The organism is Chryseobacterium sp. KMC2 (assembly GCF_016756935.1).
Taxonomy (GTDB): Bacteria; Bacteroidota; Bacteroidia; order Flavobacteriales; family Weeksellaceae; genus Chryseobacterium; species Chryseobacterium rhizosphaerae.
Window position 1 is genome coordinate 182,841 of sequence record NZ_JAESIT010000009.1, and the last position, 24,823, is coordinate 207,663.

A 24,823-nucleotide genomic window follows, 5' to 3' on the forward strand; every position below is an offset into this window, starting at 1 on the left:
TCATTCAGAATTCTGATATTTTTACACGATACACATCTGAAGAATTTCTCTTAATAGATTCTACAAAGAACCCTCCTTCTTCAGGAATCACTTCTTTTAAATCAAAACTTTTACAGTCTTTCGGAAGCCCCGAGAATATCAGGGTAAACCAAAAATCTTTCATGAAGGGAACCGGTGTCCAATAAGGGGAAATTGAGATATTTTCTGCATGAATCAGCTTACTTCTATGCTCAGACTGATTATCAAAAAGATACGTGGAATGCCAGATCCTGATCAGATTTCCCAGGAATGGTGATGCCGGAAAACAACAATGTATAATCACCTGTTTCTCCTCTTCTATTTTCGTTTGAAGGGACTCCAGGAGTTCTTTTGCTATGAGCGGCTTTACAACTACTTCTTCCACCTTTTTATAAGTAATAAGTAGTAAGCAATGAGTAATTCTGCTTGTATTGCTTACTACCCATTGCTTACTGCTGATGTTAATATTCTAATTCTAATTTTTCTTTTGTATAATTTCTCACCTCTTCAGTAAGCTCCGGATGTTCTGCCAATTTCTTCCCGTAAGAAGGAACCATCTCAAGCAATTTACCTTTCCATTCTCCCTGAATTTTTTCCGGGAAACATTTTTCAAGAACATTCAGCATAGCATATACCGCTGTGGAAGCTCCTGGTGAAGCCCCCAACAAAGAAGCAATAGTACCGCTCTTGTTTACAACCACTTCAGTTCCAAATTCCAGTTTACCTCCTTCTTTTTCGTCTTTTTTAATAACCTGAACTCTCTGTCCTGCTACTTTCAGTTCCCAGTCTTCCTCTTTGGCATCTTTTACAAATTCTCTCAAATGCTGCATTCTCTGGGATTTTGTCATGGCAACCTGCTGAATAAGGTATTTTGTCAACGGGATATTATGCCACCAGGCACCAAATAATGATTTTAAATTTTTTGTATTAACACTTTCAGGCAGATCAAGGTAACTTCCTTCTTTCAGGAATTTTGTTGAAAACCCTGCAAAAGGTCCGAAAAGAAGAGCTTTCTCGCCATCGATAATTCTAAGGTCAAGGTGCGGAACAGACATTGGTGGGGCATCCACTGTTGCCTGTGTATATACTTTAGCCTGATGTTTTTTTACCAGCTCCTGATTATGGCTTACCAACCACTGTCCTGAAACAGGAAAACCTCCATAGCCTTCGCTTTCTTTAATATCCGAACTGTCTAATAACTGAAGTGCATATCCTCCAGCTCCGATAAATACAAAATCAGCAACAACCTCCTGTTTGTGGCTATGAATTCTGTCTTTTACCTTCATTTCCCATTTACCGTCTTCTCTTGGGTCAATATCTTTCACTTCATGGTATAAGAAAACCTCTACATTAGAATCTTCAAGCAGGTGTCTTCCCATTTTTCGGGTTAACGTTCCAAAGTTGACATCCGTCCCCATATCCATTTTCGTAGCTGCCATTATTTCAGATTGATTCCTTTTGCTCATTACCAAAGGAATCCATTCTTTCAGTTTCTCGTGATCAGAAGAAAATTCCATTCCCGAAAAAAGAACTGAATCAACCATTTTATCATGACGCTTTCTAAGATATTCCGCATCTTTTTCACCAAATACCAAACTCATATGTGGACATGAATTGATAAACTCTTTAGGCTCTTTAATATATCCCTTTGTAATCAGGTAAGACCAAAATTGTTTTGAAATTTCAAATTGTTCAGCAATACTTTCTGCTTTTGTTATATCAATGCTGCCATCCGGTTTTTCAGGGGTATAGTTTAGCTCACAAAATGCAGAATGTCCTGTTCCGGCATTGTTCCATGCGGCTGTACTTTCTTTAGCAAATCTTCCGAGTCTTTCGAAGATCGCAATTTCAAGACTGGGATCAAATTCATGGAGCATTGTTGCTAAAGTGGCGCTCATAATTCCGCCACCTATCAGTACAACGTCATATCTAGGTTTCGGCGTTCTGCTTGTAAGCGATTGTGACATAATTTTAAATTTTACTTCAAATTTCGGGAAAAGTTTTAAAAAGAGAAACGATTTTAACACGTTAATTTTTCAGGAAACAGACTTCTTTAGTAAACAACAAAAAATCATGGAAAATTTCAATACGTCTTCATTGAAATGATTGATAATAGCAACATTTCAAATAGTAAAAACTCAAAAATACAGTCCCGGGTCTTAGCTACTATCTTTGATCATCACAGAAATAAATCCATAAAAAAACCCAAGCTGGGGGGCTTAGGTTAAAATATATTAAAACAAGGTTTATGCAAACCTTCTTTTTTTAATTCAGTTTCGCTGTCAGTTTTTTGAACTGCTTTTCAGCATTTTTACCTTCATAAAGAATGGCATACACTGTATCAATAATTGGTAATTTAAGTTTTTTCTGTTTTGCTGTTTTATAGATGGAATCTGCGGCGTAATACCCTTCTGCCACCATATTCATCGATTGGATTGCCGATTTTACGGTATATCCTTTCCCGATAAGGTTTCCTAGGTTTCTGTTTCTTGAGAAAAGTGAATAAGCGGTTACCAAAAGGTCTCCCAGATAGGCACTTTCATTCACATCTCTTGGTGCTTCATAAATGGCTTCGAGGAAGGTTTCCATTTCACGAATCGCATTGGATACAAAAACTGCTGTAAAGTTATCTCCATACCCCAATCCACTTGCTATTCCGGCTCCAATGGCAAAAATATTTTTAAGAATAGCACTGTATTCATTTCCTAAAATATCTTTACTGGTTTGAACTTTGATAAAATCTGAACTGAAAATTTCTTTTAGCTTTTCAGAAGTTTCATCCTCTACCGTTGCAATTGTAAGATAAGAAAGTCTTTCCATTGCTACTTCCTCTGCATGACATGGTCCTGCAATAACTGCCTGATTTCTGAAACCAATTTTAAATTCATCACGTAAATAATGGGCTACCACATCATTTACTTTAGGAATAATTCCTTTAATAGCAGAGATAAATATTTTATCTGAATACTCACACGTCATTTTATCTAACGTATCAGACAGGTAAATGGATGGCGTTGCCAAAACAATAACATCACAGGCAGAAACCAATTCATTGATATCCGTGGTCAGTTTTAAACTTTTAAGATTAAAATGAGCCGCTGTAAGATAGGTAGGGTTATGTCCACGAAGCTCAATCGCTCCTTTTACAAACTCACTTCTTACACACCAGTGTACAACTTTACAGTTTTCAACAAGCATTTTTACGATAGCGGTTGCAAAACTTCCGCTTCCTACTACCCCTACAGAAATATCTTTTTTATTCTTTTTTGGATGAGAAGATTCTGACATTATTTTCTTTTTAGCCATAAATTGGAATGTGAACTGCAAAGATATTAAAACATAGACGTAACAAAGCTTTTGAAACAATGATAAAAGCCATTTTCTGAAAAAATTAACACTTAAACACAATTAAATATCTAATTATACGTTAAATACAAAAAATCATGAATTTTAATTAAAAATAAGTCACAAAGACTAATTTTAATTAAATTTGCAGCTTCAAAACCGTTTTAAACTTACTAAGAGAGGAAATATGAAAAAATTTCTAAACAGCAAGAAGAACGTAAACATTCTCCTCGGAGGGCTTTTACTAGTAGTTTTTGCACAAGGGATATGTATTGCCAAGTTATTCTCAGAGAAGGATGACAAAAATTACGAAGTAAATCTTGTAAAAATAAACACTGAAAGGGACAGTGTAGATTATTTGAAAATGAAAACAGATCTTAATCTTGTAGATCAGACTGTTTCACAGCTCAATTCTTTCCTGAAATCTAAGGATATTTCTAATGAAAAACTGATGGTTCTCAGTCAGGATAGCATTTCAAACTCTATTTATCTCGCCAAACAGGCCAACCGATATAGTCAGTATTTAATGGATCTGCAGAAAAAACTAATGCAGGTTCCCTTGGGAATGCCTACTGACGGATATATTTCATCAAATTTTGGGATTAGAAAAAATCCTATTCCATATAAAACTGTTTATGCTTCTGTAAAAACAAGTGCTGCCACAGAGTCTAAGCCTGTAGTGGTAGCAGCTCCAAAGCCGGAAGTAAAAGCTGAACCAGTGGAAAAAATTATTGAAGTGACAGACAGCTATGGTATTAAAAGGGAAATCAAGGTAATGGTAACTCCAAAAGCGGCTCCTGTGGCTGCTGCTCCGGCTCCCACTGCTGCAAAAGCTGCGGCCGGTACCACTTCTTCTTCTAAGACCATCGCAACTGCTGAAAAAAACAACCCACCTGCTGAAGCAGATCAGATGCAGTTTCATAAAGGATTAGATATTGCTGTTGCATATGGTTCTGATGTAAGAGCTGCCGCTGCAGGAACAATCATTTTTTCCGGACAGAAAGGAGGTTATGGAAACTGTGTTATTGTTTCCCACGGAAATGGATTAGCAACTCTATATGGACATTTATCACAGCTTGTTTCAAAAGTAAATGATAAGGTAAAAGTAGGCCAGGTAATTGCAAAATCCGGAAATTCAGGCCGTTCTACAGGCCCTCACCTTCACTATGAAGTACACAAAAACAATACTCCGGTTAATCCGAAGCTGTTTATGAATTTATAAAAAAAGGCTGTCCCATCGGACAGCCTTTTTCTTGTTATATCCAATTAAAAACTTTGTGAGTTATGAAATTGATATGTATTTCATACTAAGTTTTACTGTTTATATCTTGATCTTAAAGGTGCTGAAAAATAGAATCAATAGGCAGATTCTTTTTTATTTTAAAATCTTCAGACTTCCTTTCGGATGGGTAAATGTACCGTCAGGTCCTGCAATATTTGAATATATTATATTTTTATTATAATCCTGAATATGGGTTACATTGAAACCCAGATGAGGTTCATGCCAATATACCATAAAGACATTCTTAGCCACTTCCACTGCAGTATATTGCACCGTATCTGTGGTATCTTTCGAAGGTCCGGCTGTTCCAAGGAATGACATGGTTTTGTTATCTTTAAAATCCAGAATGAATTTTGTTGTTCCAAAATCTACCTCTACTTTATTTCCAATCGCCGGATAAGGTGATTTTAAATCCCAGGCCATTTCTCCCATAAACACTTTCACACCCATTTCCAATTCCTCTTTTCCGGGAAGAGTGGTATATTTTTTCACCATAAAATCTACAATGGCAGAGCTTGTTTTATTTTCTGTAACTGCTTTTTTATAGTTTTCAAGATAACCTTTAACAAAATCCAGGGACTGAGGAGATAGTGACTGTTCTGAAAAATGGGAAGGAATCACCTGCTGAGGCTGTAAAGCTTTCATAGCATCAATCTGTGCTATCCACTGATCAATAGCTTTTACATTTTGAGTATCGGCCATCCAAAGATGTGAACCTGTAGAAACTGATATCCCTCCAGCCACTGTTTTTAAAGACGGGATCCAGAGAAAACTATGGGCAGGATCTTCAGGATTCTGTCTGATCTCAATTTTATTTCCTTCAAGATCAGGAATGGCAGTAACAGCTTCCGGAACTATGATTTCTGAAGGAGCATCTCCTTTCATCTGTGGTTTCCAAACAGCCATTTTATCATCCTTTGAAGCAGCTATCAAATAGGCAGTCTGAGCTGTTGAAATAATCTTAGCATTTGGAAAGGCTTTTTTGATCACATCCAATCCAAAATAAAAATCAGGGTCACTATGTGAAATATAAACGGTTTTCAGATTTTTACCTGTTGCTTTTATTTCTTTCACCAATTGTTCCGCATATTGTTTCTGAAACTGAGCATCAACAAGTATGGCATCTTTATCCCCATAAATGATTGTTGAGGTAATGGAAAAAATTGCTTTAGATCCGGGATTATAGACTTTTACTTTAAGGTTACCAGCCCATACAATACTTGCAAAACCAAGCATTACTGCCAAGGATAATAATTTCTTTTTAAACATATTTGTTATTTTTTATAATTAGTAAGCGGCTGTAAAACGTTCACGGATGTGATTATTCTGTTCCAATTCATCTACTAAAACTACGGCTACATCTTCAACAGAAAGACGGCTTCTTCCGTTGTCGTCAAATACGGGAGTTTCCAATGATGTTCTGTACTGTGCAGTTCTTGCTCCTACATTAGCCTGATTCATTTCTACTGCCGGGCTGAAGAAAGTCCAATCCAATGTATTATTTTCTTTGATTTTGTTTAAATAATCTCTTGCTGCCGTTGCTCCCGGTTTGTATGCTTCCGGGAAATCAGGAGTATCCACAATCTGTACGTTGTCCGGAGTATATAGGCTTCCTGCTCCCCCTACTACGATAAGTCTTTTTACGCCTGCCTGTCCTACTGCTTTTTCAATGTTTACAGAACCATTTAAGAAATCATTGTAAAGGTTTGGATTCGTCCATCCGGCATTGAAAGCACTGATTACAGCATCACTTCCTTTTAGAGCATCTGCCAATTCATCTACATTGTTTACGTCAACGCTTTTTGCCGTTACGTTATCTTGTGTTTTCACCTTCGATGCATCTCTTACCAAAGCTTCTACCGCATACCCTCTTTCAGTTAATTCTGTTACCACGTGTGCTCCTACAAATCCTGTTGCACCTATTACTGCTACTTTTTTCATAATGTTATATTTTAAATTAAATTGTAATAAAATTTGTTACATTTATAGTTAAAAAAATTTTAATCGAACTGATCAGCGAATTCTCTCAATGATTTATCTCCTAAAAAGTTAACTACCAATTGATCTGTTTCTTCAAACAATGTATTTAAATGAACATTGATTTCCTTTCCAACGCTACATGCAGGATTGGGATTCTGATTTTTTTTACCCAATACTTCTGTATTTTTTACCGCTTTATAGATCTCAGAAATTGTAATCAATTCTTCATTCTTAGCCAGCTGGCTCCCTCCTTCTTTTCCTTGTCTGCTAGCAATAAGACCCGCTTCTCTCAATACACTCATCTCCTTTCGGACAATTACCGGATTTACATTGATACTACCGGCAATCCATTCTGAAGTGAGCCACTCCTGAGGACTTTTTGCCAATAAGGTCATAATATGTACTGCCGTAGCAAATCTTGTATTGTTCATTATAATTACATGGCAAAGGTAAGCATTTTTTTAATTGTAACAAATTTTATTACAATTATTTTTTTCTTACAGTATAAGACGGTCCAGATCCAATAAGAGATAACTTATATTTTGATTGATCTTTCGGGTAGCAGACTGCATCTGATTGAGCATCGATGCACGACTGTGAAGATCTCCGGCCCTGTAGATCCCACCGTCACTGAAAATCACCGAATGATCAGCAGCGTCTTTATTACCATCGAACTGATAATGCAGCCATATTTCTTTTATGTTGGCGATAATAGATTTTTTTTCCATGCTTGAAAACCTTTTCTCGGTGTACATATACCAAATAAACGGAGGAAAATTCGATGATCCCAATTTTTCTGTCCAGATATCCCTCAGCAGATTTCTATTATGGATAAATTCCACTTTTCTTCCTTTCGGGTTAAGTGTTGCCAACCCAAAGCCGGCTCCTAAAGCCCCCCCGCCAATATCAATTGCATTACTCCATCCATCACTTTTTACAATACCACCGGCTATGGAAGCTGCTGCTCCTGCGATGATAGAATATAAAATCAGTTTATTATTTCTGGAACTGTTAAGATCATTCACATAATTTTCAATTTGCTCTACCCTTTCTCCTTCACAGTCGAATTCTGCGGCAACAGCATCCAATTCCGTTAAGGAAATAGCAATCTTGTTATTGATCTTTCCTTTAAGCTGCAAAACTTTAAGCTGGGAAGTAATAGAAGAATCTTTTTTAAGCTCTATAATTTTATATACCTCATCCAGATTATTCAGGGCATTCAGGATCAGAATACTTTGCTCAGAAAGTACATTTTTAAGTTCTTTATTAGCTGTCAGAATGGAGTCAGAATTATACGAAGGCAGTTTGTTAATAAAGTTATATTTAAAGGGTGCCTTACAATAGCTATCCTTCAGGGTCAATATATTCTGTTGAATAGCCTGAGTTTTTCTGGAAACACAAGATATCATTAAGCTAAAAATAGCCAAAAGGTAGAATAGATTTTTCATTCATTTATAAAATTTGTGCAGTATCTGAATGACCATAATCATGATTGCCTGTTTCCGGACAACTATGCTTTTATGATGATTCATTTATACGAATATAATACAAATAAAAAAATTTACCTGAGTTCAGGTAAATTTTTTAATCTATTTTTAAGAAGAATTATTTAATATCCAGTAATTCAACTTCAAAAACAAGCGTACTGTTAGGTCCGATTTCTTTGCTGATTTCCTGATCTCCATAGGCTAAATGCGGAGGAATAATCAATCTCCATTTGCTTCCCACCGGCATAAGCTGAAGAGCTTCTGTCCATCCTGAAATTACTCTGTTTAAAGGAAAAGATGCAGGAGTACCTCTTTTTACAGAGCTATCGAAAACTTTACCTGAAATAGTAGTTCCATGATAGTGGCATTTTACAGTAGACTTAGGTCCTGGCTTGGCACCATCTCCTTCAGTAATGATTTCATACTGCAAACCGCTTGGCAATTGTACAACACTTTCTCTCTTACCGTACTCTACCATATATTCCTTACCATCGTTAAGGTTTTTTTCTGCCAATTCTTTTTTACGTTTAAATAACAAATCTGCTACTCCCATACTTTAATTTTTTACAAAGATAAGATTTGTTGCCGGAAATTGGAAGTCAGAAACAGGAAGTATTATTAATCAGGCACTTAAAACTATTTATTCTGATCCTGTTTCTTAATACCGTTTAATATTTCAGCTTTCGGTGCGTCATCTCAGTAAAATTCAAACATTTGTAATACTCAGTTAACACAGATTCCGAAACTTGGCGTTATAATTGAATTTAAAAACTAAATGCCAACACCACTAAAATATAATAAGAAATTCGATGAACTCAATGAAGAGGAAAAGAAGCTTTTGGAGATCAATAAAAAATCGATTGCAGATTTTGTTGAGCAATCCTCTTCCATCAGTGATGTCAATTATGCTACAAGAAATGCTCATGCAAAAACCTATGCTGTAGCTGAAGGAACATTATGGGTTAATCCCAATATTCCTGAATCGCTGCATGCTTTTTTTGATAAAGAGAAATTTGATCTTATCATCAGGTTTTCCAATGCTCAGCTCACCATTAATAATGCTAAAAAAGATATTCCTGCATATGGAATGGCAGTACAGATTAAAGATGAAAATGGAGGTCTTCTCGCCAATTTCCCATTGGCCAATTTTCCTTTATTTCCTGTTAATTCTGTTTCCACTTTTTTAAAGCTATTTACTGCTATCAACAGATCGTATATGAAAAAATGGAGTGGTCTATTTCCTATACTCGGTCAGGCAGTTAAAATAATCCCTGCAGTTTTATCGGGTTCTTTCTTAAAGAATATGGTAAAGCTTCTGCGCAAGAAAAACGATTTTATTCTGTCTTTTGATTATCACTCAGTAGGAGCCTACCGTCTTGGGGATTATATGATCAAGATAAAATTAAGCCCAAAATCTGTAGATAAGAATATGGGTAAGAATCAAAAAATAAAAGACACCTTAAAAACTTATTTTCAGACTCATGACTTCACAGCTGATGTTTTGATCCAGTTCTGCTATGACTTAAAAGATCAGCCTATCAATAAGCTGAATGTGGAATGGAAAAACTCACCTTATGTCAAAATTGGTGAACTGAAGATCAATAAAGGTTCTTTGCTTAACGCACAAACCTGCACGAATGAACTGCTTTCATTCAATCCTTTTGAAAGCAAAACTATTTTCCAGCCCGTAGGAAAAATACAGAAGCTTCGGGACGAAGCATACAAGGTTTCTGTACAGACCAGAAGGAAAATAAATAAACTCTTACATGGAAAAGGAGCTTTATAAATTAGCCTGACACTAAGAAAGACTGTCATGATAACAGTCTCTTGGTTTTATCTGAACTTCCTGTCTTTTTCAGTAATCGACAGATCATTGATGCTTGCATACCTTTTCTGCATGAGTCCGTTTTCATCAAATTCCCAGTTCTCATTTCCATAGGCCCTGAACCAGTTGCCATCTTTTGTTTGATATTCATATTCAAAACGAACCGCAATACGGTTGTCAGTATGTGCCCAGTATTCTTTTTTGAGTTTATAATGGAGTTCTCTTTCCCATTTCTTACGAAGAAATATAACAATCTCTTCTCTTCCATTGATAAAGGTATCCCTATTTCTCCACTCACTGTTTATTGTATATGCTTTAGATACTTTTTCAGGGTCCTGACTGTTCCAGGCATCTTCTGCCATTTGAATTTTTTCCAACGCCGTTTCAAGAGTGAAAGGGGGAAGCGGATGTTTCTGTTCCATTGTTTATTGTATTAAATTGGTGACTATTCTTTTTGTTTTCTCAATCAATTCATTAGACTTGAAAAGCTGACTTTCAATGATACTGCTCTCAAAAAGCATATACATATGATCGGAAAGTACATCATCCGCCAACAATTCTAAAAAGTAGTTTCTAAGGTCCGCTTTATGTGACTGAATTACGCTGAGTATTTTGACATTATCCATTGGGATTTCTGATAAAATATTCAGAAAGCTGCATCCTCTGAAGTTTTCCTTCTGATTCATATAGATTAAAAAATCAAAAGCACTGATGATTTTAGACTGAAGATCTTTTGCCGATGATGAAAAATGATGAAGTTCGCTGAACCAAAACTGATGTCTTACCTTCAAAAATTCTACACATAGGTCTTCTTTGGATTTAAAGTGCAGATAAAAACTTGCTTTAGCCACTCCTGCATCGGAAATGATCTGATTAATACCCGTGGAATTATATCCCTGTTTTACAAACAAATCAAATGTTGTTTCAATTATTCTGTCTCTTGGAGAATTCATCTCTTTTTGTTTTGTATGACAAATGTATGATAAAAAAACAAAACAGACAAACTTGTCTGTCTGTTTTAATATGAAGCCATAAAAAAAGCCCTGAGGTTTAGTTCTCAGGGCTTTTTTTATTTTAAAAACGTTTAGTCTTCTAATTTTTCTTTTTCCGCTTCTTCTTTTTCAGGGAATATAATGGATAAAAGAACCGAGATCACCAATACTCCTCCTACAATTCCTAAAGAAACAGGAGATGGAATGTGAATCCACGGTGCAATAAGCATTTTAACTCCAATAAATGAAAGGATAATGGCCAGACCGTATGGAAGTTTGCTGAACATGTGAATAAAGTTTGCCAGTAGGAAATATAATGATCTAAGACCTAAGATAGCAAAGATGTTCGATGTGTAAAGAATGAAAGGATCATTTGAGATCGCAAAGATTGCAGGAATAGAATCCACAGCAAAAAGAACGTCTGTAAATTCAATAACCCCCACCACTACCAAAAGAGGTGTTGCCATCTTGATTCCATTCTGAATGGTGAAGAATTTGTCACCATCATAATTGTCAGAAACTTTCCAGAAGCTTTTAATCAGTCTTGCTCCTGCTGTATTGCTGTAGTCTTCATCGTCATCATCGCCTCCGTCACCCCAGGATTTGATTCCTGCGTACACAAGAAACAGTCCGAACAGGGCCATCACTACATTGATCTGTACCGGTTTTCCGAAAACATTCATTTCAGGAAGATAAGTAAGGTTAATAAGTCCTACTCCAGCAAAGATAAATATAGCTCTGAATATCAGTGCACCGATAATTCCCCAGAACAACACTTTATGATGAAGGTATTTCGGAACTTTAAAGAAGCCGAAAACAAGAATAAACACGAATAAGTTATCCACAGAAAGGGCTTTCTCAATCCAGTAGGCGGCCTGATACTGTGTAAATTTCTCTACCGCAATAGCATGACTTTCCGGTGTTCCGTCTGTATTGAAAACCCAATACACTACGCCTGAAAAGATCATAGAAAGTGAGATCCACACGATAGACCAGATGGTCGCTTCTTTGGACGAGACTTCGTGACTTTTTTTATTGAATACCCCTAAATCCAGGAGCAGCATGATAACAACCGTTATCGCGAATCCCCAGACCAGGCCAGGGTGCAGTTCTAAAATACTTTGATGTTCCACTTGAGTTATATGTTATTATATGATAAAAGCAATAAGTGTACAAGGTACAAATATTGCTAATTTATTTATCTATTGATTGATAATTGTTTATAAGTAATTCATCTGTACAGTCTGAATTGTCTGTTCCAGTTTTCTATCTGCTGTAGGATCTCCGATCGCATTGAACTTCCATTCTCCGTTTCTCTTATAGAATACTCCCATTACCATAGCAACATGTCCTCTGAAAGAGGCATCGTTTGCGATATCATATTTAGCAAAAACTTCTCTTACGTTGGTAGGAGATCCTTCATAAATACGGATAGAAGCAAAAGGAATTGTTCCGAAATCCTGACCTTGGTAACTGTTTAGAACCATTGCAACATGTTCGATGTTGGGTTCCAGTTGGCTGAAATCTACTGTGATTACTTCGTTATCCAAACCATCATCTCCATTTATATCCCCTGTAAGGTCATCTCCACTGTGCTTTACAGATCCGTTTCTGGATTTCAGGTTTCCGAAATAAATGACTTCTGTTACATTTTTGTTTGAATCATATAAAATACAGCTTCCATCTAAGTCTACTGCTTCTTTTTTAGTTCCAAAAAGACCTTTTTTTTCAATTGCTCCCCAGTTGATTCCTACACAAGCTTGGGAAAGTTCTGCGCCGTTTTCTTTTTTAAGGTTAATTCTTTGACCTTTTTGTAAGTTGATAGCCATCTTTTTATGTTTAGTTGTTATTTACTTTTTTTTGTGAAAGAGCGGATTTGCTTTTTCACTTTTCAAATTTCGTATCAGTTATTATTCAAATTCAAATTAAGCATTGCCCTCAGGATATTTGTTTCTTCATCGAAATCAAATATTTTGCTCATAATATCTATATTTTCCAGGTTTTTTAAATAGTCTTTCAAAACACCTTCCACTTCTGTGGGTATACTGCGTTTTCTTTCGTTCATACTATTTTCCAGGTATTCATTTTTCCTTTTCAACTGATCGATAATAGTTCCCTGATTCGATTGATTTTCAGAAATATCGAGTTGATCCAGTTCTTTGTCTAAAAGATAAAGTTTCTTCTCGTCTACACTGAAAATAAAATAATCATCAGACTGAAAGATCTTGAAAAGTTCATACTCATGAATTCCAAAAAGGTAGCCACAAACAAAACGTACTTTAAATCCCTGTATATTAAGTCTCCCCAACAGTTTTCTTTCAATGGAATAATCCAGATACTGATAGGCAGGAAAAGATTCAGACTTCAGCAGCGATTCATCTGCTTCATTCCTGTAAAATTCCTGAGCATACTTCTTATGGAAATAGAGTACATTATCCCAATTGGCGGTAAAAACATCTTCCGTAAGATCTTTATACAATGTTTTCAAATGTTGTGAAAATACGCCACTGTACATTTTCCTGTCCGTCTGAAAACTGTCTACCCGTCTTTCTTCAAAACCTGAAATATATTTTTTATTAATACCAATTTCATTGATGACAGTCAGCATATCATTTTCCTTCTGTCTTTTGATCTTGGTCAGCAATTCTATAAGGCTGTCGGTATATTGAAGGTGAAAAAGCTCCAGTTTGCTATAATCCAAAGCAGTATTCTCCTGGAACAGATTGTGGATAATATCTGTTTTGATGTAAATGGATATTATGTCAATATGTTCAAAAAAATTAGCCAGAAGTTTAAGCTTTGTTAACCTTCTTTTGCTTTGCGACAATATGGTTGCTGCATCATCCCCCACCTTGGTACCCTGTTAATTAACCTCTGACATTAGCTTTTAATTCATGCTCCAATGTCTGAAGATCCTGATCCAGTTTTCTTCGGTTATCAGCACCTTGCTTCTGAATCTGTTTCACTTCGTTTAGCGTATTGATAAGCATTGAAGTTGTTTCTCTTAGTGTTTCTACAGATACAATAGTCTGTTCATTGGCTCTGGCTACATTCACTGAATTCTGACCAAGACGTTCTGCATTCTTTTTTAAGATAGCCTCAGTAGTGGAAGATACTTTCTGCTGAATTTCAATATTCTGCTGCTGTCTGTACATGGCAACAGCCAGAGAAAGCTGGTTTTTCCATACCGGAAGTGTCGTGGTAAGAATTGTTTGTGCTTTTTCAGCAATAGAAACATTATTATTCTGTACTAACCTGATCTGTGGCAGCGACTGCATCATGATGACACGTACCACCTTAAGATCAGCCATTCTTCTGTCTAATCTTGCAATGAAATCTCTTTTATCTGCAATCTGATAATCCTGATAGCTTTCAGGGCTGGCTTCCATCAGGGCAAGCTCTCCTGCAGCTCTTTCCATTCTTACATTTCCAGCAATTACCAGCTCTTCAATTTGCTTAATGGAATTTACATTGCTTTCAAAAATAGTCTGCAATACAGCATTATCTTTTGTAGAAGTAATGATCCCCGCATTTACTTTATAAGAGATCTGCTCAATATTATTGATGATCTTATCGTATTTCGTAAATAGGTTTTCCACCTGAGTCATGATCTTTTTCATGAAAGGCAATTTGCTTAGGAAACTCTTTACTTTATTTCCATTAAGCTCTTCTACGTCTACATAATTAAGCTCTACCAAAAGATCATTGATAAGTACACCTACTTCTCCTGAGTTTGATCTTCTTACATTTCCTAAGAAACTGTCACTCTGGTTCGATAATGTTTTCTGAAGCTCAGCTCCAAAATTCACAATAGATCCCGGATTAGCTTCGTCAATGGAGTTGGCAAGAAGCTCATACTTCTGGCGTTCTTCCGGCTGCAACTGACTAAGGCTTACATTTCCCTCTCTGTCTACAAGAACTGCCGGTGCTGCATTTTGAACAGGCTGACTCGGCGGAGCCATTGGCGTAGGTTCAAATGTTTTAAGAGGTTCAATTGATCCTAGCGGATCTATGGGTTGATTTTCCTGATTATCCATACTTATTTCTGATAAATTGATACAAACTTCTCAAGGCCGTCTCTTTGTCCTGCTCCTACAGCCTCAAATTTCCATTCTCCGTTTCTGTTGTAGATTCTTCCGAACTCTACAGCCGTTTCGATTGAGAAATCTTCATCCAGTTCATATTTTAAGATTTCTTCATTCGTATCTGAATTAAAAATTCTAATGAAAGAATTTCTTACCTGTCCAAAGTTTTGCTTTCTAGCATCTGCATCGTGAATAGTAACGACTACTGTAATTTCCTGAATGGCAGCATCAATTTTTGTAAGATCGATTTTAATCTGCTCATCATCACCTGAACCTTCTCCTGTAAGGTTATCCCCGGTATGAATTACTGATTTATCCGGAGACTCAAGGTTGTTATAAAAAATAAAGTGGCTGTCTGACACTAATTTTTTGTCTTCACCCAGTAAAAATAAAGAAGCGTCAAGGTCAAATGCTGTTCCTGTAGAAGTATTATTGATATCCCATCCTAAACCTACAGTAAATTTAGGTGCGTTAATGTTTTCTCTTTGTCCTTTTTGTAAGTTAATAGCCATAATATAATTCCGTTTGTGTTAAAGTATTGATGTTATTTTCGTATTCTTTTATTAAATGATAATTGTTACTGATGGCCAGCTCCAAAAGAAGGTCCATCTGTTCTTTTTTTACTTTAGACGTAAGATAATCAAAATTACTTGAATTAAGGCCTAAAATATATTTCACGATCCTTGTATTGAATTCAAAACTCGATTTTCCCATCACTTCAGCAATATGATGTACATTTTGTACTGCATAGTAATTGAAATAGTTTTCAATCTTAGGATCAAGGTCAAAATTCATCAGTTCAGCGTAGTACAGGAACATAAAATCAGCTTCTACCTTATATTCATTCAGGATTCTGTTCACTGTATATTCATGACTTCCGGTAATTTTTATATCGTCTATAAAAATACAAAGTTTTCCTCTTAAAAAATCCTTATCTATATAATAAGTATCATTGGCAATCAGATTTTTACGATCTTCAAAATTAAGGTTCCCATAATCTGTAATATAGGTATGGTTTCTATTGATTTTAGATAAAATACTTGATTTTTTTCCTTTTTGAAAGAGATAAAAATCCAGGTATTTTTTAAAGAAGAAACATAAAAAGTTGGAAGCGGTAGGAATTGCCATGTATGGGCTTGGAAGTACCACAATTTCTTTATCTGTATCTAAAATCTCTTTATTCTGAGAGATAAACCCCTCGAATAATTCCTTTGCAAATTTTTCAGCATACGACTTATCGCCATATTTGAAATAGCTGTATTCTGCCGGTGAGAAAGTGAACTCATCTGCAGAATGAATGTGGTGTAAGCTGTATCTTGTATTCATGTTTATTTTAGTGTTTAAGTAAATGTGCACTGAAACCGAAGTCTTTCGCTCCTTTATAATCTGCCACAGGGTTGTCTCCGATATGCAGAATCTGATGCATTGGAATATCCTGATCTTTAATCTTATTCTTCACTTCCTGAAAAATAAGTGGGTTCGGTTTGGAACAGTTTATCTCATCGGAGTAGATATGAAAATCTATATACTGATCCAGATTTTCATGAATCAGAAATTTCCTCATCGTTTTACCTTTGATAAACCCGGTATTGCTTAGAATATTAATGGTTTTACCCTGGTTTTTGATATCATCAAAAAAATCATGAATATTTTCAAAAATAATTACCGGTTTGTATTCTAAAAAAAGCGCTTCGCTTTTAAGATAAAATTCGTTCAGTTTTTCTTTATTTAAAAGCTTTATATCAATATTCAATGCGCCCAAGATCATCAGATAGATTTCAAAAGTATCTATATTACCTCCTGTTACCTCATTAATTGTATTGCAAAGATCATCGTAATATTTTACAGTTTTGGCAACGTCTTCTATGGGTTTGTCTACATCAAAAAACGAGGAGAACAGCTCAACTCTTTTTGTTTTAAATTCAGGATGAGATTTGATTAATGTGAGCCACAAGTCAAAGGAAAAATGACAGTGGTTATGAATGTCGATATCTGTTTTCAATATGTTTTAGTTAAAAGTTTTATTTAGCTTTTTTGAAAAAGATTTAAATTTTATTAATCATCAAAAAGTGTTTAGTTTTCTACTTATTCCCAAAGATAAAATATTTATCAGAAATGCATTACTTTAGTTTCCTGTTTTAAGATATTTTATGATTTATGGAATGAAATAAAAGCAAAAACAAGGACCGTAATTTTCTTTTTACGGTCCTTGTTTAATTTATGAATACCTATCTAGGAGTCGTGAACGTTCAATACGCTACGCTTGTCAATCTTTTCATTTACACTCATAGCACCGCTAGCTTGCGAAGCAAAATTCACGGTTGACAATCACCTATTTTTCAGGCATTACTTTATATGTGGGATCTTCCTGAATATTAACCTCAATCACGGCTTCAGCATTTTTAAGCATTTTGCGACAATCTTCACTAAGATGGCGAAGGTATAATGTTTTATTTTCCTGTTTATACCGCTTTGACAGCTTATCAAGAGCATCCAGGGCGCTCATATCTACTACTCTGCTTTCTTTGAAATCGATGATCACCTCATCAGGATCATTTATTGGGTCAAATTTATCCAAAAATGTGGTGACAGAACCGAAAAATAACGGGCCATATATTTCATAATGCCTTACCCCGTTTTCATCCGTATATTTTTTCGCCCGTATTCTTTTAGCATTATCCCAGGCAAAAACCAATGCAGAAATAATGACCCCCACCAAAACTGCCAATGCAAGATTGTGCAGAATGACCGTTATCAGAGCCACCGTAATTCCTACCACGATATCTGATTTCGGCATTTTATTAATAATTCTGATAGAAACCCACTGAAAAGTACTTATAGCCACCATCATCATTACTCCTACCAATGCAGCCATAGGGATTTTTTCAATAACAGGAGCTCCAAACAGGATGATCATCAGAATCATCAAAGAAGCGATAATCCCTGACAACCTGGCTCTTGATCCTGCATTGAGATTTACCAGTGTCTGTGCCACCATTGCACAGCCGCCCATTCCACCAAAAAAGCCGTTGGTCATATTGGCAAGACCCTGCGCAACAGATTCTTTGTTGGCATTTCCTTTTGAATTTGTAATTTCATCCACCATAGACAATGTCAGTAGTGACTCTATCAGTCCTACTCCGGCCATAATAAGGGCATACGGAAAAATAATCTGTAATGTTTCCAAAGAGAAAGGAATCTGCGGAATATGAAAACTTGGAAGATTTCCACTTATATGGGCAATATCAGCCACTGTTTTTGTGGGAATATTAAAACCCAGAACCACTGCAAATACTACGATAATAGCAACCAAAGAAGCGGGTACAACTTTTGTGATCTTTGGAAAAAAATATACTACGGCAATCGTTAAGGCAGTCAATCCGCCCATAATATATAAAGGAATCCCCTGAAGCCAGCTGACGGCTCCATTAGTCCCTGTAATTTTAAACTGTTCAACCTGTGCCATAAAGATAATAATAGCCAATCCGTTCAGAAATCCATACATAACAGGTTGTGGAATGAGCCTGACAAATTTCCCCAGCTTAAAGATCCCTACCAGCATTTGAAATATGCCCGCCAATACTACAGTTGCAAAAAGATATTCTATCCCGTGAGATTGGATCAATGCAATCAGAACAACAATGGTAGCACCAGCTCCTCCTGATACCATTCCGGGACGCCCCCCTAAAACGGCTGTCACCAGTCCCATTATAAAAGCTGCATAAAGACCTGTAAGTGGTGAAAGCCCCGCCAGAATAGCAAATGAAAGAGATTCCGGAATCATGGTCATGGCTACGGTAAAGCCTGCCAGCAATTCATTTTTATAATTGATTTTCTTCGAAAAATCGAATAAGCTTATGGTATTTTTCATTGATAGACAAAGGTATGTACTTGTACAATGGCATACAATTATTTTCTTTTGATCTTTCTTCTAATCTTTTTAAATAATTCACACCACCGTTATACAATATGTTAATTTTAATTAAAATTTTACTATAAATAAACTTTTTTACCATTCTTATTCTGCTTACTTCCAATTTTTGTTTAAATTTGAAAACAATTAAGCAAATTATTTACTATTGATAGGGAATGTTTACGTAAAGTTTTGTTATCAAAACACATAACCCCTTGTAAATAACTACTTAAATAGATAGAATTGCATGAAGAAACTTTAATAGGTTATATATTATTTACACAAATGGTAGAAAAAAGAGGTTTGAAAGAGAAGAGAGTTGATCAACCAAATGAAAATAAGAAATATATTCTAAGATCAATTAAAGTGGCAATGCCCCCATTCTTTTAAGATATTAAATTCATCTTGAACATTTTTTGGAGCATTATTACTCCAATACTCTATTGACTTCAAAATCAAGCTAATCCGCTCGTCCATACTTTAATATATACTGCCTATTTTTTCAATGCATACATAAGTTTAATCAAGATAATATTCAATAAAAATGTTATACAAAGAGATCCATATCGGAAAGTTTATTAAGGAGAGAGTTGATGAAAATGAAATAACTATTGAGAGAATATGTAAATTTTTGGGAAAGGATGAAGAATCTGTTGAAAAGATGTACGAAAAAAAATCACTAGAGGCGGATATTCTTCTACGATGGAGCAAATTATTAGAGTATGATTTTTTCAGACTGTATAGTTCTCACTTAATATTATATGCTCCTCCTTCTGCAGTAAATAAAAACCAGCAGAAATCTGATAAAATTCCATATTTCAGAAAAAATATTTATACTCAGGAGATTAAAGAATTTATCATGAAAAGGATTCATTCGGGAGAGATGACACAAACTGATGTTATTAAAGAATATTCTATTCCTAAAAGCACACTCCACCGATGGCTTCAAAAGGTTGATAATACTAACGGATAAACAGATACAGAATGCGCCCGAATTACAAAAAGATTTACCATGATATGCTTACACTGGAACATCCTGAGAAATTACAAGACCCTAAAATCAAAGAGCTTCTTGAAAAGCTGAATACCTCTGAAGATGTCCTGAAGTTTAATGAAAAATTATTTCAGCAGTCCAGAGAAAACCAAAAGCTAAAAACATACGACAAAAAGACAATGCTGAAGCTTCTTCAATATCAAAAGAAGCACGGGCATTCTACCAGTTATATGTCTAAAAAATATAAAATAAGCAGAACAACACTCTCAAAATGGAAGATGATGTTTGAGGAAGACCTTGAAAATACAACGAAAAATGCCGGTAAATAATCTACCGGCATTTTTTTTAAAGGTAATGATAAGGAAAAAGCGGGCTGTACGTTGAGCCGGAATCGAACCGGATAGCCTTACCGGAGTTACCGATTGCGCTATTCCTCCCATAGTTGCGTAACGATGAAATTTTTCCTAACGACACTTATATTATTATTAAAATAAAGCTGAAAGTGCAAAGACGGACATTGTAAAAGTCTGAAAGAAAACAATCAATCGGACATTGTAGAAAATTATGATACAAAGATGTCTCACAGCTTCCAGCTTTTCTTTTATAAAACAAGGCAATAAGCAAAAAGTGATGTCGTGCTCTAACCCCTGAGCTACTCTTCCTACTACACATCGTAATTTTTTGTGAAAGAGACGGGATTCGAACCCGTGTCCCCGTCGTGATAATCGAAGTAACACTATTTTACGGCACTTGTTAGTTTTTTTTAATAAAAAGAGGCAAAAATAAGAGAAGACTTTTATAAGATCATTCTCATGACCTATTCTGGAGTTGAACCAAATTAAACCGAAGTAAGCCTTCTCTACGGCACTCTTTATTACATCAAGGTAAAATTGCGGAATCTTTCTTTTCCATATGCTCTACCTTCTGAGCTACATCCCGTTTACAACAGGGATGGCAGGAATCGAACCTGCGACCTTATGATGTGCAATCGAAGTATGATTCCAAAACGACACTTGAGTATGTATTTTATTTTTTATCAGTCATTGTGCTGTTTGATAATAATCAAGGTAATATTCTTAGGATCTGTCGTGCATTTGCTCTACCTTCTGAGCTACCTCTCCTTTTCGGGGGAGAAGGCAGGGTTCGAACCTGCGACCCAATGATTAAAATTCCGAAGTATGATCCTAAAACGACACTTGATATAAGTTGAGCAAGGCAATGATTCAAACAGAGACGTATTAACAAGGTGCTATCTTTACACCATCTGATTCCACAGAACAGGACTTGAACCTGTACCTTTGTTACCCCAACGAAGTAACTCTGCTCTACGGCACTTACCCCTTTACTGTTGTTTATAATAATTTCATTGTTATTAATTTCTCGTTAAATTTATGCAGCTTCTGCGCATTCTATATTACGTACTAATTTTTTTATTAAAAAACCAAGCAATGAATAATAAGAGTGTATGGTATTCAATTAAAAGTTGACGATGGAACTCTTATCAACGGCATTGGTTATTTTATACCGGGCAATGTGGTGAAAGACTCTGTCAGTTTGGATTCGAAGAACGTCTTTTCTTGCGGCACCGGTATTTTACTACTGCAAAATTACAAGCTAAATACGCATTCTTTTTACGCAGTTTGTTTTTTATTATCTTTTATTTTAAAAGCAGTGCCTCTTACAGCACTACTTTTTTTATCATTTCTACTGCCGATTTTTGGTCTTCCAATGCATTCAATACATCGAAAATTTTGTCCGACCAACCTGCAATAAGGTATACATCATTTTTTCTGACCTCTAAAGGCTGTCTACCATAACCCGCCAGATCAAAAATATACAGCTTCGCATTCGGAGCTATGGTTTTGTACCTGTTCCAGGAGTCTTCAAAAGAGTTTTTCAAGCCATGGCTATCCCACATCTGGGTATCTGTGAACAACATTAGTTTATCCACTTTTTCCCTTCTCTTGATCAAATCTTCGATAACGAGATAACCATTTGTAGAGTAGCCCACTTCTCCTTCACGTTTGTAGAACTCATCAACATTTCTTAAAATGCTATTTTTGGGCATCGGAACACGCATCCAACGGTCACCGAATATACCTGTTACTACATTATTACACTGTGACTGCAGGATCATAGACATCAGCAATCCTATATCATACAACAGGACTTTACTCTTATTGGACACCGGTTTCTGCATTGAACCTGAAACATCCGCTGCAATGACCACTGAAGTATCAAAACCAAAGCCTTTAATATTCTTTGCACTTATCATTACTGCATTTTCAAGGGCTTCCAAAAGAGAGGACAAGTATGGAGAATCAGTATTTTTCAACTCTCTATAAGCTGCCAGGAATCTGAATGGTAGCTGTTTTGAGTTACCAACCGCTTTTTCATCGGCCAAGTACCGGCATACTTTATCCATTGCTGAAGATGACACTCCCGCTTCTAAAATATTTCTAAGATTTCGTAAGGTTGCCATATAGCCCAGCTTATTGCTGAAGATCAATTCTTCCCATTTGCTTTTGAAGGCTACTTTTCTTTCTTCGTCAGTAGCGAATTTCTTCTGCCCTAATACTGAAAGTTCAACTTCCCAAGTATAAGGAGCCTCCAGAGTACCATTTACAATCTTGTTGAAAACAGCCTGTTGGTTCTCATCTTTTGCTTTTGGGTGAACCAGGAACAATGCATCTTTCAATGTGATCTCAGCTTTTCTATTGTATTTTGCAAACTGGTATTCATCAAATTTATTGAATGATTTTACCAAACCTTTCTGAATCTGTTTTGATAATTTATTCAGTTTTTTTGTTTCTGTTCTTTCATTGGCAAGTTGGTAGTAAGCCAATAGCTCTGTGATTTCATCCGCTCTCTGAACAATACCATCCACTGTCCGGCTTACTAAATCCGTACCTGAAGTCTGCTTTGCCAGCTCAGTTGTCAAAACCAATGGTATAGAGCGCAGGTACATATCTCTTCTTGCATAGACCGCTAATTTCGCCACAAACTCCGGATCATTTTTTTTAACCAGAGACTGGATTCTTTCCAACCTGTCATTTCCTTTTTCATAAGATGTATTGGACAGTCCTGTTGTAACAACAGCACTATATAATTCTTCGGCAGGTGTCATCACATACGCTTTTGCACCTTCGTAGTTCCTAACTACTTTAGTCTCTTTTCTTAAAAAATTAAATTTCATGATTACTGTTTTTTTGTTAAACATTAGGAATCTATATCTTCCTCTCTAATTTCTGATGCAAAGTAAACACCTTATTACGCAATCATTTTGCGCAGATATTTTTATTGAAAATTTTTTTGCATTTTTATTTTGAATCATAGGAAACTGAGTGTTTATCGGAAATTTATAGCGGATTACTGTTAAAAATCTAAGCACTTTATTTTTAGGTCTTGCCGTCATCCTATTGAAAAGCAGGCAAAGCTCACTTCTATTGACAGAGAAAATGATGTTTAATGATTACATTATACATTATACATTATAAAAACCGTCTATCATTCATTTCACGTTAAAAAATCACAGATACCAGCTTTTTAAGTGTCGGTTGTCTAGCTTTGTGATGATTAAAAATTAGAACTATGATTACAGGATTATATGAAACACATGTTCAGGTAAGCGATTTAGAAAAGGCAGTAGCGTTTTATACAAAAGTATTAGGATTACAATTAGCACACAGAGATGAGACAAGGCCTATCGCCTTTTTGTGGATTGGAGAGGACAAGAAATTTATGTTGGGATTATGGGAGCAAAAAGAGAATCTTCAAACCAGACATTTTGCATTTACGAGCCATAAAGAAGATATCCTGAATTATTCTGTGAAATTTTTAGAAACTAAAAATTTACAACCTTATAATTTTTTAAAGAACGGCACCGTTCAGCCAATGGTTTTTGCATGGATGCCGGCTCTGGCCATTTATTTTAATGATCCGGATGGCAACCAACTTGAGTTTATTTCAATTCTGGAGGGTGAAGGAAAACCAGAGCTGGGAGTACTTACCTATGAAGAATGGATCAATCTTCAATAAATCCCATATGAATCCTGAAATCCTTTATACCCAGGATACTGACCGTTTTCTGGCAGCTATTCCGCAAAAAAACAATTATTATGTGGTTTTATTATGCTTGAAAGGAAATACACTGGTTAAAATCGGGCATCATAGTTTTGAGCTTGGTCCGAATATGATTTCTATTCTTTCGCCCGGTAAAATTTTTTCTACCGAAAATCCTTCAGTTGATCTGGAAGTTATTCAATTACATTTTGATCAATCATTTCTCAATAAAACTTTTGTACGGGAAGGGATTGTAGATGAACTTTTAGAACTGAATACCGACTATCCTCCTGTTTATGCTCTGGATGATTCTTTCCCCCGTGTGCTGGAAAAATTCAGATCCATCAGGAATGAACTGACAGAGCAGTCAGCTTATCATCTGGATCTCGTGCGTCTGATCACATTAGAAATATTATATGAGTACAACAGGGCTTGCGAATTCTGTTTGCTCGGCTTCAAAAAAAATATGAATCGTAATTATCAGATCACTTATGAGTTCAAAAAACTGGTTGACAAAAATTTTACCCATTGGAAAACAGTGGCAGATTACTCTTCTTTTTTAGGGATCACGGCTAAACACCTCACAGAAGTCATCAAGATAGAAACCGGATATACGGCATTACAACTTATCCATGAAAGGCTGTTGCTGGAAAGTCAATATTTATTAAAGCATACAACTTGCTCTGTCAAGGAATGTGCCTATATTTTGGGATTCGAAAGTCCTTCCTATTTCACCCGTTTTTTTAAAAACAATACCGGCAGTAATCCTAATACATATCGTTGTCAACCGTAAAATGTGACAGATAAACCGCAGTTTAGATATTGCCTTTCTTTGGCTTA

At 35.8% G+C, this 24,823-nt stretch carries 25 protein-coding genes; 6 read left to right on the forward strand and 19 right to left on the reverse strand.

What is annotated here, in order from left to right; genetic code table 11:
* Positions 1 to 4 precede the first annotated feature (4 nt).
* The 3 genes from JML65_RS12760 to JML65_RS12770 form a co-directional block, all read right to left on the reverse strand.
* Entirely contained in the window at positions 5 to 403 is a 399-nt protein-coding gene (locus tag JML65_RS12760; RefSeq protein ID WP_047489356.1) for a hypothetical protein, read from the reverse strand.
* Between the two features lie 76 nt (positions 404 to 479).
* Positions 480 to 1,985: a malate dehydrogenase (quinone) gene (gene mqo, locus JML65_RS12765; RefSeq protein ID WP_202271082.1), complete on the reverse strand. Its 1,506-nt coding sequence runs from the start codon at positions 1,983 to 1,985 to the stop codon at positions 480 to 482.
* 298 nt (positions 1,986 to 2,283) lie between these two features.
* Positions 2,284 to 3,306 (reverse strand): NAD(P)H-dependent glycerol-3-phosphate dehydrogenase, encoded by a 1,023-nt coding sequence (locus tag JML65_RS12770; RefSeq protein ID WP_052188629.1) that lies wholly within the window; start codon positions 3,304 to 3,306, stop codon positions 2,284 to 2,286.
* 244 nt (positions 3,307 to 3,550) lie between these two features.
* Here JML65_RS12770 and JML65_RS12775 point away from each other — a divergent pair, with 244 nt between their 5' ends.
* Positions 3,551 to 4,585, forward strand: a complete 1,035-nt coding sequence (locus JML65_RS12775; RefSeq protein WP_202271083.1) for a M23 family metallopeptidase — start codon at positions 3,551 to 3,553, stop codon at positions 4,583 to 4,585.
* A 153-nt stretch (positions 4,586 to 4,738) separates the two neighbouring features.
* Here JML65_RS12775 and JML65_RS12780 read toward each other — a convergent pair whose 3' ends face one another.
* From JML65_RS12780 to JML65_RS12800, 5 genes are all read right to left on the reverse strand, one after another.
* Positions 4,739 to 5,914, reverse strand: a complete 1,176-nt coding sequence (locus tag JML65_RS12780) for an MBL fold metallo-hydrolase (RefSeq protein WP_202271084.1) — start codon at positions 5,912 to 5,914, stop codon at positions 4,739 to 4,741.
* Positions 5,915 to 5,932: 18 nt separating this feature from the next.
* On the reverse strand, positions 5,933 to 6,586 hold the full coding sequence (locus JML65_RS12785) for an NAD(P)-dependent oxidoreductase (protein WP_202271085.1): 654 nt from the start codon (positions 6,584 to 6,586) through the stop codon (positions 5,933 to 5,935).
* A 59-nt stretch (positions 6,587 to 6,645) separates the two neighbouring features.
* Positions 6,646 to 7,056, reverse strand: coding sequence for an Rrf2 family transcriptional regulator (locus JML65_RS12790; protein ID WP_202271086.1), 411 nt, complete (start codon positions 7,054 to 7,056; stop codon positions 6,646 to 6,648).
* 66 nt (positions 7,057 to 7,122) lie between these two features.
* Entirely contained in the window at positions 7,123 to 8,073 is a 951-nt protein-coding gene (locus JML65_RS12795; RefSeq protein WP_047489373.1) for a hypothetical protein, read from the reverse strand.
* Between the two features lie 157 nt (positions 8,074 to 8,230).
* Positions 8,231 to 8,665 carry an FKBP-type peptidyl-prolyl cis-trans isomerase gene (locus JML65_RS12800; protein ID WP_052188618.1) on the reverse strand — a complete coding sequence of 145 codons (435 nt, stop codon included), beginning with the start codon at positions 8,663 to 8,665 and terminating at the stop codon, positions 8,231 to 8,233.
* 222 nt (positions 8,666 to 8,887) lie between these two features.
* Here JML65_RS12800 and JML65_RS12805 point away from each other — a divergent pair, with 222 nt between their 5' ends.
* Positions 8,888 to 9,898 carry a catalase gene (locus JML65_RS12805; protein WP_047489374.1) on the forward strand — a complete coding sequence of 337 codons (1,011 nt, stop codon included), beginning with the start codon at positions 8,888 to 8,890 and terminating at the stop codon, positions 9,896 to 9,898.
* A gap of 47 nt (positions 9,899 to 9,945) precedes the next feature.
* On the opposite strand, the gene JML65_RS12810 is transcribed toward JML65_RS12805, so the two are convergent.
* From JML65_RS12810 to JML65_RS12855, 10 genes are all read right to left on the reverse strand, one after another.
* On the reverse strand, positions 9,946 to 10,359 hold the full coding sequence (locus tag JML65_RS12810; protein WP_084086755.1) for a nuclear transport factor 2 family protein: 414 nt from the start codon (positions 10,357 to 10,359) through the stop codon (positions 9,946 to 9,948).
* Positions 10,360 to 10,362: 3 nt separating this feature from the next.
* Positions 10,363 to 10,890, reverse strand: a complete 528-nt coding sequence (locus JML65_RS12815; protein WP_202271087.1) for a TetR/AcrR family transcriptional regulator — start codon at positions 10,888 to 10,890, stop codon at positions 10,363 to 10,365.
* Positions 10,891 to 11,021: 131 nt separating this feature from the next.
* Positions 11,022 to 12,062 (reverse strand): TerC/Alx family metal homeostasis membrane protein, encoded by a 1,041-nt coding sequence (locus JML65_RS12820; RefSeq protein ID WP_047489384.1) that lies wholly within the window; start codon positions 12,060 to 12,062, stop codon positions 11,022 to 11,024.
* 87 nt (positions 12,063 to 12,149) lie between these two features.
* Positions 12,150 to 12,758, reverse strand: a complete 609-nt coding sequence (locus tag JML65_RS12825) for a TerD family protein (RefSeq protein WP_047489388.1) — start codon at positions 12,756 to 12,758, stop codon at positions 12,150 to 12,152.
* Between the two features lie 74 nt (positions 12,759 to 12,832).
* Positions 12,833 to 13,780 carry a hypothetical protein gene (locus JML65_RS12830; RefSeq protein WP_202271088.1) on the reverse strand — a complete coding sequence of 316 codons (948 nt, stop codon included), beginning with the start codon at positions 13,778 to 13,780 and terminating at the stop codon, positions 12,833 to 12,835.
* A 16-nt stretch (positions 13,781 to 13,796) separates the two neighbouring features.
* Positions 13,797 to 14,966 (reverse strand): toxic anion resistance protein, encoded by a 1,170-nt coding sequence (locus JML65_RS12835; RefSeq protein WP_174772382.1) that lies wholly within the window; start codon positions 14,964 to 14,966, stop codon positions 13,797 to 13,799.
* Positions 14,967 to 14,968: 2 nt separating this feature from the next.
* Positions 14,969 to 15,526: a TerD family protein gene (locus JML65_RS12840; RefSeq protein ID WP_047489391.1), complete on the reverse strand. Its 558-nt coding sequence runs from the start codon at positions 15,524 to 15,526 to the stop codon at positions 14,969 to 14,971.
* Complete coding sequence (locus tag JML65_RS12845) at positions 15,516 to 16,340, reverse strand: phosphoribosyltransferase family protein (RefSeq protein ID WP_202271089.1); 825 nt, start codon at positions 16,338 to 16,340, stop codon at positions 15,516 to 15,518. The genes JML65_RS12840 and JML65_RS12845 overlap by 11 nt, the downstream gene beginning before the upstream one ends.
* Positions 16,341 to 16,347: 7 nt before the next feature.
* Positions 16,348 to 17,016, reverse strand: a complete 669-nt coding sequence (locus JML65_RS12850) for an HAD family hydrolase (protein WP_202271090.1) — start codon at positions 17,014 to 17,016, stop codon at positions 16,348 to 16,350.
* 330 nt (positions 17,017 to 17,346) lie between these two features.
* Positions 17,347 to 18,885 (reverse strand): SulP family inorganic anion transporter, encoded by a 1,539-nt coding sequence (locus tag JML65_RS12855; RefSeq protein WP_202271091.1) that lies wholly within the window; start codon positions 18,883 to 18,885, stop codon positions 17,347 to 17,349.
* Positions 18,886 to 19,471: 586 nt separating this feature from the next.
* Here JML65_RS12855 and JML65_RS12860 point away from each other — a divergent pair.
* Positions 19,472 to 19,900 (forward strand): transposase, encoded by a 429-nt coding sequence (locus JML65_RS12860; RefSeq protein WP_202271092.1) that lies wholly within the window; start codon positions 19,472 to 19,474, stop codon positions 19,898 to 19,900.
* Positions 19,901 to 19,911: 11 nt separating this feature from the next.
* The gene (locus tag JML65_RS12865) at positions 19,912 to 20,250 is read left to right on the forward strand and encodes a hypothetical protein (RefSeq protein WP_047489406.1); all 339 of its coding nucleotides are present in this window, start codon (positions 19,912 to 19,914) and stop codon (positions 20,248 to 20,250) included.
* A 1,349-nt stretch (positions 20,251 to 21,599) separates the two neighbouring features.
* Here the strand turns inward: JML65_RS12865 and JML65_RS12870 are convergent.
* Entirely contained in the window at positions 21,600 to 23,117 is a 1,518-nt protein-coding gene (locus JML65_RS12870) for a TROVE domain-containing protein (RefSeq protein ID WP_202271093.1), read from the reverse strand.
* A gap of 395 nt (positions 23,118 to 23,512) precedes the next feature.
* On the opposite strand from JML65_RS12870, the gene JML65_RS12875 reads away from it, so the two are divergent.
* Both JML65_RS12875 and JML65_RS12880 read left to right on the forward strand, forming a co-directional pair.
* A complete protein-coding gene (locus tag JML65_RS12875) occupies positions 23,513 to 23,959 on the forward strand; it encodes a VOC family protein (RefSeq protein WP_047489409.1) in 447 nt (148 codons plus the stop codon).
* 7 nt (positions 23,960 to 23,966) lie between these two features.
* Complete coding sequence (locus JML65_RS12880) at positions 23,967 to 24,776, forward strand: helix-turn-helix domain-containing protein (RefSeq protein WP_202271094.1); 810 nt, start codon at positions 23,967 to 23,969, stop codon at positions 24,774 to 24,776.
* Positions 24,777 to 24,823: the final 47 nt, after the last annotated feature.

What these genes read in the sequence shown, in the direction of transcription:
- JML65_RS12810 (WP_084086755.1), bottom strand. Translation starts at nt 10,359, where the DNA reads ATGGAACAGAAACATCCGCTTCCCCCTTTCACTCTTGAAACGGCGTTG.
- JML65_RS12835 (WP_174772382.1), bottom strand. Translation starts at nt 14,966, where the DNA reads ATGGATAATCAGGAAAATCAACCCATAGATCCGCTAGGATCAATTGAA.
- JML65_RS12785 (WP_202271085.1), bottom strand. Translation starts at nt 6,586, where the DNA reads ATGAAAAAAGTAGCAGTAATAGGTGCAACAGGATTTGTAGGAGCACAC.
- JML65_RS12805 (WP_047489374.1), top strand. Translation starts at nt 8,888, where the DNA reads ATGCCAACACCACTAAAATATAATAAGAAATTCGATGAACTCAATGAA.
- JML65_RS12855 (WP_202271091.1), bottom strand. Translation starts at nt 18,885, where the DNA reads ATGAAAAATACCATAAGCTTATTCGATTTTTCGAAGAAAATCAATTAT.
- JML65_RS12790 (WP_202271086.1), bottom strand. Translation starts at nt 7,056, where the DNA reads ATGAACAATACAAGATTTGCTACGGCAGTACATATTATGACCTTATTG.
- JML65_RS12865 (WP_047489406.1), top strand. Translation starts at nt 19,912, where the DNA reads ATGCGCCCGAATTACAAAAAGATTTACCATGATATGCTTACACTGGAA.
- JML65_RS12780 (WP_202271084.1), bottom strand. Translation starts at nt 5,914, where the DNA reads ATGTTTAAAAAGAAATTATTATCCTTGGCAGTAATGCTTGGTTTTGCA.
- JML65_RS12815 (WP_202271087.1), bottom strand. Translation starts at nt 10,890, where the DNA reads ATGAATTCTCCAAGAGACAGAATAATTGAAACAACATTTGATTTGTTT.
- JML65_RS12770 (WP_052188629.1), bottom strand. Translation starts at nt 3,306, where the DNA reads ATGTCAGAATCTTCTCATCCAAAAAAGAATAAAAAAGATATTTCTGTA.
- JML65_RS12860 (WP_202271092.1), top strand. Translation starts at nt 19,472, where the DNA reads ATGTTATACAAAGAGATCCATATCGGAAAGTTTATTAAGGAGAGAGTT.
- mqo (WP_202271082.1), bottom strand. Translation starts at nt 1,985, where the DNA reads ATGTCACAATCGCTTACAAGCAGAACGCCGAAACCTAGATATGACGTT.
- JML65_RS12800 (WP_052188618.1), bottom strand. Translation starts at nt 8,665, where the DNA reads ATGGGAGTAGCAGATTTGTTATTTAAACGTAAAAAAGAATTGGCAGAA.
- JML65_RS12880 (WP_202271094.1), top strand. Translation starts at nt 23,967, where the DNA reads ATGAATCCTGAAATCCTTTATACCCAGGATACTGACCGTTTTCTGGCA.
- JML65_RS12870 (WP_202271093.1), bottom strand. Translation starts at nt 23,117, where the DNA reads ATGAAATTTAATTTTTTAAGAAAAGAGACTAAAGTAGTTAGGAACTAC.
- JML65_RS12825 (WP_047489388.1), bottom strand. Translation starts at nt 12,758, where the DNA reads ATGGCTATCAACTTACAAAAAGGTCAAAGAATTAACCTTAAAAAAGAA.
- JML65_RS12795 (WP_047489373.1), bottom strand. Translation starts at nt 8,073, where the DNA reads ATGAAAAATCTATTCTACCTTTTGGCTATTTTTAGCTTAATGATATCT.
- JML65_RS12845 (WP_202271089.1), bottom strand. Translation starts at nt 16,340, where the DNA reads ATGAATACAAGATACAGCTTACACCACATTCATTCTGCAGATGAGTTC.
- JML65_RS12875 (WP_047489409.1), top strand. Translation starts at nt 23,513, where the DNA reads ATGATTACAGGATTATATGAAACACATGTTCAGGTAAGCGATTTAGAA.
- JML65_RS12840 (WP_047489391.1), bottom strand. Translation starts at nt 15,526, where the DNA reads ATGGCTATTAACTTACAAAAAGGACAAAGAGAAAACATTAACGCACCT.
- JML65_RS12775 (WP_202271083.1), top strand. Translation starts at nt 3,551, where the DNA reads ATGAAAAAATTTCTAAACAGCAAGAAGAACGTAAACATTCTCCTCGGA.